Source organism: Nitrospira sp. (assembly GCA_030653545.1).
Lineage (GTDB): Bacteria > Nitrospirota > Nitrospiria > Nitrospirales > Nitrospiraceae > Nitrospira_D.
On sequence record JAURZE010000005.1, the window covers coordinates 275,104 to 284,494 of the forward strand.

Genomic DNA, 9,391 nt, shown 5'->3' on the forward strand with positions numbered 1-9,391 from the left:
GGTCAGTCGCCCAGGCAGGATCGGTCACGAACATTTGTGCGCGCTGCGTTTCTCGATATAGGCGTCTTTGTATGACCATTGGCAGGCGACGCCTTTGGGGTCGAAGGTCATGGTGATGGTGCCCACGCTGTTGGGAGCCCACGTCACCGGCCATTCACAGGCTTCTCCGCCTGATTTGAACGTATGGCAGCGTGTGGGAATACCCTGGTCTTTCACACGGTCGTCTTTGGTGGTGCCGATCCACGTATTCCACGACTCATCGGATTTTCCATAGACTGCCTCGGCGCAGCCATAGAGCGAGGTGCACACGGCAAGAAGAACCAGTAGTCTGCCCATCATCGATGCTCCTTCGAATGGATCACGCGCGTGGAACGAGTACGTGTGGGTTGGTGCCCCCGATACGAATTGAACGTACGACCTTCGGTTTAGGAAACCGCTGCTCTATCCAACTGAGCTACGGGGGCATGGCGTGAATCTAGCGCACTTCTGAAAGTGGTGCAAGCGAAGGCCACTAGGGACGTGGCATCGCGATGCCACGCGGTTATTCATCGATGGTGATCGTGGAGAGCGCGTACCAGCCGTCTGGACGTTTGCCTTCGATCGCGAGTTCGACGAGCGCTGATCCGCCGGTTTCATGCAGCAGGGCGACATCCAGCCAATAGATTCCTGACGCAATCTGGGCAGGGATTCTCAGGGTATCCTCAATCTGGTAGCGCGTCCCAGGAAGCCATTGCTTCACGTCGGCGTTGCTGGTCCACTGTGCAACAACATCGTCGGTCGCATTCCTCAGCCGGAACGCGAGCGGCCAGGGCCGGTAGACGGGGGCCACGCCGATGTTTTCCCATTCGGTCTGAAGCGTCCAGGCCGGACCAACCCTGACTTCCGCCGGGTGGCTGACGGTCCGCAGCACCAGCCGATAGCCGATCTTCTTGAGGAACTCATTGACCTTGGGCCGCCAGCGGGCCGGCACCGGAGAGGACTTCGCGTTCAGGACGGAGACATGCCAATCCAGCCCTTGTTGCAGAATGCGATCGATGTCGAAGCCCTTGTCTTCCCAATCCTGCATGACGCCGCAGACTTCAAACTGCACCGGACCGCGGGTCCATGCGGCGGCGATGACCGGATCCTGGAGCACCGGCGGATAGGCGTGCTCCATATGATTCCAGTCAGGGCCAAAGTAGCCATAGTCGCCGAAGCAGTCTCCTCGCCACCCTGCTCCGCGCCCGGTGGCATACCGGAGTTGCCCTCCATGCAGCATGACTAACGGGACCTGCGGGAAATATTTGAAATACCAATCGGTGATCGCGATCTGGACGTCTTCGGTGGGGAAGTACTGTTTGCATTGCCGTTCTACGCCTTGGCAGCAGGCCATATTCCATTCGCCCCAGCATCCGATCGATCCGATATCCACATGATCGATGTCCGGCGATCTGCCATAGCGCGCGCCCAAGGCCTTGATGAGTTTTTCATGATAGTCGAGAAAGATGGGGTTGTTGTAATCGGGGAAGCGGCCGCCGCCGACGGCAATGGCGGGGACGCCTTTTGCCAGCAGCCAGGCCGGAGACCCTGAACGATATTCGGACATGACGCGGAATGCCAGCCGCTCTCCTTTGGCTTTGGCCAGCTCGATGGTGCGATCAATCAGATCGAAGGCGTACTGGCCTTCCGCCGGTTCGAGATCGGCCCAGGACCAGCGGAAGTAGGCCACGGTTGAGCGCGGATAGGTGCCCGGCGCGGGGGGGTGGTCGAATCCGAAGTGAAAATCGGCGAATCCCATTCCCGGGTTATAAAGGGTATCTGTAATTTCCAGAGGATAGAGGGTCACTCTCTGTATGCGGGAGAGCTCTGCTATCTCCTTCTTGAAAGGCCCGACGCACGATGTGCCGGTTATCAAGAGGGCTACCAATATGAGGGGTAACGCAAGGGGCATTTGATTCATCGGTTCACCGGTTCCTTCTCTTACAGCCGAATCCTTCTGGTGTCGGGTTTGACATGGAAAACTGTATCGATACGGTACCTGAGCCTTCTCTCACGCTCAAGTCTCTCTCTGTCAAGATCCGAGGGGGGGAGGGGACTGTGGACAGGTCTGTAGGCAGAACATTGATAGGCAGAGCATTGGATGGTCTGCTCGGACCCCCCCCTTAACCATTGACCTTGAGCTCGCTTTGCTTCTTGCAAGCGCTCTCTGGCACAGGCAATATCTGCAGGTTGATGGCAGGAGTGCTGTCCGCGCCTTGCCGGGATTGTTTCGTTCCATTGGACCACACTGACCATGCTGGAAACGATTGATCTGGCCTGCGCGCGCGGGGAGCGTGAACTGTTTTCCGGCCTCACGATCGCGGTGACACCGGGACTCCTCATCGCGATTGTGGGGGAGAACGGCAGCGGGAAATCGAGCCTGCTTCGCACGCTGTCCGGCCTACTCCCGAGAGAGCGAGGGATAATCCGATGGAACGGCGCCGATATTGACGAATTGAATGACGACTACAGGCGGCAGCTGACGTATCTCGGCCATCTCAATGGCATCAAGGACGATTTGACGCCGATTGAAAATCTGCAGATCTCCGCTGAATTATTCGGGGACGACCGGTCGGTGCCATCCGCCCGTGGGGCCTTGCAGGCGGTGGGGTTGGGCCGGCAGACACAGTCATTACCGACGCGGGTGCTCTCCCAAGGGCAGAAACGCCGGGTGGCGCTGGCTCGACTGTGGTTGTCCAAACGGCCTCTGTGGATTTTGGATGAACCGTTTGCCGCCTTGGACGATGTAGGAACCGCGTTGCTGACCGAGCAGCTGTCGCGCCATCTGGAGGCCGGCGGGATGGCAGTGGTGGCGACGCACCAAGCCGTCGGGGTTCGTGAAGAGTCGCTCCGTTCGCTGAGGCTGCCCGGATGAACCAGGCTGGGCTGGGCGCGGTGGTTCAGGCGATAGTCAGGCGGGACCTGCTGTTGGCGTTTCGGCGGCAGGCCGATGTGATGACGACGGTGTTTTTCTTCGTCATCGTGGCGAGTCTGTTTCCACTTGGCGTCAGTCCGGAGCCCGCGGTGTTGCGGATGATTGCTCCGGGTGTGTTGTGGGTGGCGGCCTTGCTCTCCTGTTTGCTCTCTCTCGGACGAGTCTTTACTGCGGACCATCAGGACGGCGTGTTAGAACAGATGGTGTTGATTCCGCATCCGCTTGCGGTGCTGGTGTTGGCCAAGGTCTTTGCCCATTGGCTTGTTTCAGGGTTGCCGGTTGTCTTGCTGTCGCTGTTGCTCGGTGTGCAGTTCGGTTTGGAGGGAGAGGCGCTGGCCGTGCTCGCACTGTCCCTTCTTCTCGGTACGCCGACATTGAGTCTGATTGGTTCCATCGGTGCCGCGCTGACGCTGGGTGTCCGTGGCAGCGGGATGTTGGTGGCGTTGCTCGTGTTGCCGTTGTTCATTCCGGTCTTAATTTTCGGTGCGGGCGCGGTGAGCGGCACCCTGTCTGGAATCGGGGCCGAGGCCAATCTCTCGCTGCTCGGGGCTTGTTTGATGGCGGCGATTCCGCTGGCTCCCTGGGCCGCGGCGGCCGCGGTGCGCATTGCGGTAGAGTAAGCAGGAACGTATGAGCGAATCCCGCATCACATGGTCGAAATATTCCTCGCCGCAGGCGCTGTATCCGCTTGCCGGGACACTCATTCCCTGGTGCGCGAGCGCGGCGATCTTATTTATGGCGGTAGGGCTCTACCTCGGGTTCTTTGTGGCTCCGACCGACTTTCAACAGGGGGACGCCTATCGCATTATCTTCGTGCATGTGCCGGCGGCCTGGATGTCCATGTTTCTCTATGTGGTGATGGCGCTCTGGGCCGGTCTCGGCTTGGGACTAAAGGCGCGTCCATCGTTTATGATGGCGCAAGCGATCGCTCCGACCGGCGCGATGTTTACCTTTGTGGCGCTTCTCACCGGTGCTCTGTGGGGCAAGCCGACCTGGGGCGCCTGGTGGGTCTGGGATGCGCGGCTCACCTCGGAGTTGATTCTCCTATTTCTGTATCTGGGGGTGATGCTGCTGCATGCCTCCATCGATGATCTTCGGCGGGCGGACCGGGCAAGCGCCCTGTTTGCGTTGGTCGGCGTCGTCAATGTGCCGATCATCTACTTTTCCGTGCGCTGGTGGAATACGCTGCATCAAGGCGCGTCCGTCAGCATGACGGCGGCGCCGAAGATGGCCGCGACGATGTTGACGGCCATGTTGCTCATGTCGATCGGGTTCTGGCTATACAGTATTGCCGTGATTCTGGCGAGGCTGCGTTGTGTGATCCTTGAGCGGAACCGTCAGGCCCGGGCGAGCCAGAGCGCGTTCGGGCAGGGTGCGAAGGAGGTCCGTGCATGACGTGGGGAAGTCTTTCAGAGTTCCTGGCCATGGGTGGCTATGGTTTCTATGTGTGGATGTCATTTGGCACGACCGCCTTGTGCATGGTCTGGGAAGTGTTGATGGTGCGTCGGCGTCAGGCGAGGGCCTTACCTATCGAGTCTTCTGAAGAAGGAGTGACCCACTGATGACCGCGCGACAGAAACGGTTTAGCCTCATCGGTCTCGGACTCGTGGCGTTGGGGATCGCCGCAGCGTTGGTGCTGAATGCGTTCAATAGCAACCTCGTGTTCTTTTTTACGCCCACGCAGGTCGCCAATGGGGAAGTGCCGAAAGGGCAAAGCTTTCGCATCGGCGGAATGGTCGAGGCCGGGACGCTCACGCGTGAGAACGACGGTTTGACCGTCCATTTCGTCATGAGCGATACGGTGAAACGGGTCCCGGTCACCTATAAAGGCATCCTCCCGGATCTGTTTAAGGAGGGGAAGGGTGCGGTCGCGCAGGGGAGGCTCTCGTCGGAGGGAACCTTCGTGGCCAGTGAGGTGCTGGCGAAGCACGACGAGAACTATATGCCGCCGGAAGCCGCTGAAGCGATGGCCAAGGCCAAAGCGACGGGGAAGCAGAGCAGCAACACGCTCGTAGTCACTCCGTAAGCGATAGAGGATACACCTGCATGATCCCAGAAATCGGCCACTTTGCGTTGATCCTCGCCCTCTGTGTCGCGGCTGTGCAGGGCACCGTGCCGATTTTCGGCGCCGCATCCGGCAATTCTTCATTCATGGCGGTCGCGAAACCTGCGGCGCGTGGGCAGTTTCTGTTAGTGCTGATCGCCTTCTGTTGCCTGGGCTATGCATTCGCCGACAAAGATTTTTCGGTGCTCTACGTGGCGGCGAACGCGAATTCAAAGTTGCCGCTCCAATATCGTCTGGCCGCCATTTGGGGAGCCCATGAAGGCTCGCTCCTCTTGTGGACCTTCATCCTGACGCTCTGGATGATGGCGGTCACGCTCTTCTCAAAACATCTCCCGGAAGCGATGCGGGCGAGGATTCTCGGCGTGATGGGCTTGGTGAGCCTGGGGTTTCTCTTGTTCATGTTGACGGTCTCGAACCCCTTCGAGCGATTGATCCCGGTCGCGCCTGATGGCCGCGATCTGAATCCTTTGCTCCAGGATCCCGGTATGGTCATGCATCCGCCGATGCTCTATATGGGGTATGTGGGATTTTCGGTCGCGTTCGCTTTTGCCATCGCCGCGTTGCTAGGCGGCAATCTGGATGCAGCCTGGGCCCGGTGGTCTCGCCCCTGGACCACGGTTGCCTGGTGCTTTCTGACGGTCGGCATCGCGTTAGGCAGCGGATGGGCCTATTACGAGTTGGGTTGGGGCGGGTGGTGGTTCTGGGATCCGGTTGAAAATGCGTCCTTCATGCCCTGGCTGGCCGGAACCGCACTGATGCACTCGCTTGCCGTAACTGACAAGCGGGGTGGGTTCAAAGTCTGGACCGTACTACTCGCGATCCTGGCCTTCTCGCTCAGTTTGCTCGGTACATTCCTCGTACGTTCCGGGGTCTTGACCTCGGTTCATGCCTTCGCGACTGATCCGAAGCGCGGGCTGTTTATTCTTGTCTTTCTCGCGGTCGTCATCGGCGGATCGTTGTTGCTCTATGCGTGGCGTGCGCCGCGTGTGGGCCTGGGGGGCGGGTTCGATCTGGTCTCGCGCGAAGCGATGCTGCTGGCGAATAATGTTCTCTTGGTCGTCGCCATGGGCTCGGTGTTGCTGGGGACGTTGTATCCGTTGTTTCTGGACGCGTTGGGCCTCGGAAAAATTTCGGTGGGCCCTCCATATTTCGATACGGTCTTTGTTCCTCTCATGACCCCCGCCATTTTTCTGATGGGGGTCGGTCCACTGGCCCAATGGAAGAAAGCGAGTCTGCCGGCTCTGGCGCTGCGGCTGCGCTGGGCGTTCGGCACCAGCGTCGTTACCGCACTGCTGCTGCCGTTTATACTGGGGAAATGGACGCCACTGCTTAGCCTCGGTTTGTTGTTGGCGCTGTGGATTGTGACAACGGCCGTCGTGAATGTGCGTGAGAGACTGACCCATCTTGAGGGAGCCAGTCTTACGAGTCGTCTCGCGTCGGTTCCGCGTTCCTATTGGGGCATGATCCTGGCGCATTGCGGGATTGCCGTTTTCATCGTCGGGGTGACGATGGTGAAGGGGTTTGAGGTCGAGCAAGATCTGCGGATGAATGTGGGCGAGACTGCCACGATCGGCGGCTATACGTTTCAGTTCGACGGCGCGAAGGATCATGTGGGGCCGAACTATATTGCGGCACGCGGCACGTTTCGCGTGACAAAGGATGGCCGTGAAGTGACGACCATGTATCCGGAGAAACGCCGGTATATAGTGCAGAGCCAGACCATGACGGAGGCGGCGATCGACTCCGGGGTTTTTCGCGATCTCTACGTATCCTTGGGGGAGCCGCTGGAAGGCGGGGCCTGGAGCGTGCGGCTCTACCACAAACCGTTTATCGACTGGATCTGGGGCGGCTGCTTGATCATGGCGTTCGGCGGAGTCTTGGCGATCACTGATCGCCGCTATCGCCTTGCCTGGCGCCGTGAACAAGAGGCAGCGCCCGCTGTCTCTCAACCGGTCGGAGCGCCGATTGTATGAAGCGGTTCTTGCTCCCGCTGGCAATCTTTGTGGTGATGGTGGGATTTCTCGCGGTTGGCTTGACCTTGAACCCGCGCGAAGTCCCGTCGCCGCTGGTGGGAAAACCGGCCCCTGATTTTTCACTGCCTCAGCTGCATGAATCCGACAAGATGTTTTCCCCGAAAGATCTGGCCGGGAAGGTCTGGTTGCTAAACTTTTGGGCCTCCTGGTGCAATGGATGCAAGGATGAACATCCGATCCTGATGCAACTAGCAAAATCGGGCGAAGTCCCGATCTACGGGGCGGATTATAAGGACACTCGGGAGGAAGCGCTCACCTGGTTGCGGCGTTGGGGTAATCCGTACCAGTTGGTCGCCGTGGACGAAGCGGGCCGGGTGGGCATCAACTATGGCGTGTACGGCGTTCCGGAGACCTACGTGATCGATAAGGCCGGAACGATTCGGTATAAACAGATCGGGCCGGTGGATCAGGACGTTTTGGAAAAGAAGATTCTTCCTCTTGTGCGGGAGCTGCAGCAGCAATGATGCGAGTTTGGACGTTGATTCTGGCGCTGGCAATCCCCGGTCTGGTGGCCGCTCAAGAAGCGCGCCCGCTGGCCGAGAACCCGCAAGCTGAGGCCCGGCTCAAGGCGCTCGCGGTCGAGTTGCGTTGCCTGGTCTGCCAGAACCAAACGTTGGCGGATTCCAATGCCCCGTTGGCTGAGGATCTGCGCCGGGAAGTGCGCGAGATGATCGCAAAGAACATGAGCGATCAGCAGATCATTGATTTCCTCGTGGAACGTTACGGCGACTTTGTTCTGTACAGGCCGCCGTTACGGGTGACGACGACGCTGCTGTGGGTCGGACCATTTCTCCTGCTGGCCATCGGAGGGACGGCGTTGATCCTGGCCGTTCGGCGTAGGCAGAAGACCCTTCCTGAGGCGGTGGTGTCCGATGCCGACCACGCACGAGTGGAGCAATTGTTATCCGATGGAGCCAAACACCCATGATTGTGACGTTTTGGCTCATTGCCGCCGGTTTGACGATCCTGATTCTCGGCTTCGTGCTGTGGCCCTTGCTGCGGGGGACAAGCACGCCGGCTTCCGGCGAACAGGAGAAGCGGCTGTCCGTGTATCGACAGCAGTTTGTTGAGTTGGCGCTGGATCACAAGAACGGCGTGTTGACCGATGAGCAATATCAGATTGCACGGCGGGAATTGGACCGTCGTGTTCTCGATGAGACCGGCAGCGCTGAGCTCCCGGCAGCCGGATCCTCGCCCCAATTGAACAGCAAGACGGTGGCTGTGGCCCTCGCGGTATTGATTCCCATCGTCAGCGTGGTTCTCTACGAAAAACTCGGCAGCCCATCGGCCCTCTCGCCTGCGGACTCTTCAGCGTCGGGCGAATCAGGGAACAGGGGGCGTGAACCGTTCTCGTTAAGCGAGATGGACGCGTTGACTGAGCGATTGAAGGCGAAGCTAGAACAGAATCCCGGCGACGGGGTGGGCTGGGCGTTGCTCGCCCGGGCCTATGTCGAGTTAGGGCGTCATCCGGAAGCGGTGCAGGTGTATGAAAAGGCGATACAACTGATTCCCAACGATGCTCAATTATTGGCGGATTATGCCGACGCTCTGGGAGTACTCAACGGGCGGAAGTTGGAGGGGCGTCCGGAAGCCTTGATTCAGCAGGCCCTCAAGGCCGATCCCCGCAACGTCAAGGCTCTGATGTTGGCCGGGACGGTTGCCTACAACCACAAAGAGTTTGGTCGCGCCGCTTCATACTGGGAAGAAGCGCGCGCCCATCTCCCTCCGGCGACGGATCCAGAGGCAATCCAAGAAATCATGGCCGGAATTGCCGAAGCGAGAGAACTCGCGGGTGGTCGCCAGGCAGCGACGGTTGTCACGCCATCAGCGCCGGCGAAAGTGACTGCGCCGGCTGGACCGTCCTTGGCTATCAGCGGACAGGTGACGATCTCCCCAGGCCTTGCGGCCAAGGGGGCATCGACCGACACGCTTTTTGTATTCGCCAAAGATATGAACGGCCCGCCGATGCCGGTGTCGATCGTGCGCGCGACGAGAAAAGATTTGCCGTTCACGTTTCGACTCGATGATTCGACCAGCCCCATGCCGTCGAGAAAACTGTCCGACATGGGAACGGTCGTCATCGTGGCGCGTCTGTCGAAATCCGGCGAGGCCATGCCGAAGAGCGGCGATCTTCAGGGGATGAGTGCGCCGATGAAACCCGGAGCCAGCGGCATCGCCATTGTCATCGATCAGGAAATCCCCTAGTGTAGTGTCTCAGTAATATCTTTCCAATATTGGTTGGTTCTGGTATCGTCTGGGGTATGTGGAAACCAACCGACTCGTTGCCGATGACGGGAGAACAGAAACAGACGTTGGAGGCGTGGATGCGGGCGAAGACCA

The 9,391-nt window shown here is 59.3% G+C and carries 11 protein-coding genes and 1 tRNA gene; 9 read left to right on the forward strand and 3 right to left on the reverse strand.

Annotation, left to right across the window (positions count from 1 at the left end; translation table 11 throughout):
- Positions 1 to 24: 24 nt before the first annotated feature.
- The 3 genes from Q7U39_01765 to Q7U39_01775 all read right to left on the reverse strand — a co-directional run bounded on the left by Q7U39_01765 (position 25) and on the right by Q7U39_01775 (position 1,825).
- On the reverse strand, positions 25 to 339 hold the full coding sequence (locus Q7U39_01765; protein ID MDO9116658.1) for a hypothetical protein: 315 nt from the start codon (positions 337 to 339) through the stop codon (positions 25 to 27).
- Between the two features lie 48 nt (positions 340 to 387).
- A tRNA-Arg gene (locus Q7U39_01770) sits at positions 388 to 464 on the reverse strand.
- A 77-nt stretch (positions 465 to 541) separates the two neighbouring features.
- Positions 542 to 1,825 carry a DUF4832 domain-containing protein gene (locus tag Q7U39_01775; protein MDO9116659.1) on the reverse strand — a complete coding sequence of 428 codons (1,284 nt, stop codon included), beginning with the start codon at positions 1,823 to 1,825 and terminating at the stop codon, positions 542 to 544.
- Between the two features lie 447 nt (positions 1,826 to 2,272).
- Between Q7U39_01775 and ccmA the strand changes: the two genes are divergently transcribed.
- The 9 genes from ccmA to ccmI are packed head-to-tail and all read left to right on the forward strand — an operon-like array spanning position 2,273 to position 9,256.
- Positions 2,273 to 2,893 (forward strand): cytochrome c biogenesis heme-transporting ATPase CcmA, encoded by a 621-nt coding sequence (gene ccmA, locus Q7U39_01780; GenBank protein ID MDO9116660.1) that lies wholly within the window; start codon positions 2,273 to 2,275, stop codon positions 2,891 to 2,893.
- Positions 2,890 to 3,573, forward strand: a complete 684-nt coding sequence (ccmB, locus tag Q7U39_01785) for a heme exporter protein CcmB (protein ID MDO9116661.1) — start codon at positions 2,890 to 2,892, stop codon at positions 3,571 to 3,573. The genes ccmA and ccmB overlap by 4 nt, the downstream gene beginning before the upstream one ends.
- A gap of 10 nt (positions 3,574 to 3,583) precedes the next feature.
- Positions 3,584 to 4,348: a heme ABC transporter permease CcmC gene (gene ccmC, locus Q7U39_01790; GenBank protein ID MDO9116662.1), complete on the forward strand. Its 765-nt coding sequence runs from the start codon at positions 3,584 to 3,586 to the stop codon at positions 4,346 to 4,348.
- Entirely contained in the window at positions 4,345 to 4,515 is a 171-nt protein-coding gene (gene ccmD, locus Q7U39_01795; GenBank protein ID MDO9116663.1) for a heme exporter protein CcmD, read from the forward strand. The genes ccmC and ccmD overlap by 4 nt, the downstream gene beginning before the upstream one ends.
- A complete protein-coding gene (gene ccmE / locus Q7U39_01800; protein MDO9116664.1) occupies positions 4,515 to 4,979 on the forward strand; it encodes a cytochrome c maturation protein CcmE in 465 nt (154 codons plus the stop codon). The genes ccmD and ccmE overlap by 1 nt, the downstream gene beginning before the upstream one ends.
- Before the next feature lie 20 nt (positions 4,980 to 4,999).
- Positions 5,000 to 6,991: a heme lyase CcmF/NrfE family subunit gene (locus Q7U39_01805; protein MDO9116665.1), complete on the forward strand. Its 1,992-nt coding sequence runs from the start codon at positions 5,000 to 5,002 to the stop codon at positions 6,989 to 6,991.
- Positions 6,988 to 7,515 (forward strand): DsbE family thiol:disulfide interchange protein, encoded by a 528-nt coding sequence (locus Q7U39_01810; protein ID MDO9116666.1) that lies wholly within the window; start codon positions 6,988 to 6,990, stop codon positions 7,513 to 7,515. The genes Q7U39_01805 and Q7U39_01810 overlap by 4 nt, the downstream gene beginning before the upstream one ends.
- Positions 7,512 to 7,979, forward strand: coding sequence for a cytochrome c-type biogenesis protein CcmH (locus tag Q7U39_01815; protein MDO9116667.1), 468 nt, complete (start codon positions 7,512 to 7,514; stop codon positions 7,977 to 7,979). The genes Q7U39_01810 and Q7U39_01815 overlap by 4 nt, the downstream gene beginning before the upstream one ends.
- The gene (gene ccmI, locus Q7U39_01820) at positions 7,976 to 9,256 is read left to right on the forward strand and encodes a c-type cytochrome biogenesis protein CcmI (GenBank protein ID MDO9116668.1); all 1,281 of its coding nucleotides are present in this window, start codon (positions 7,976 to 7,978) and stop codon (positions 9,254 to 9,256) included. The genes Q7U39_01815 and ccmI overlap by 4 nt, the downstream gene beginning before the upstream one ends.
- The last annotated feature ends 135 nt before the right edge of the window (positions 9,257 to 9,391 follow it).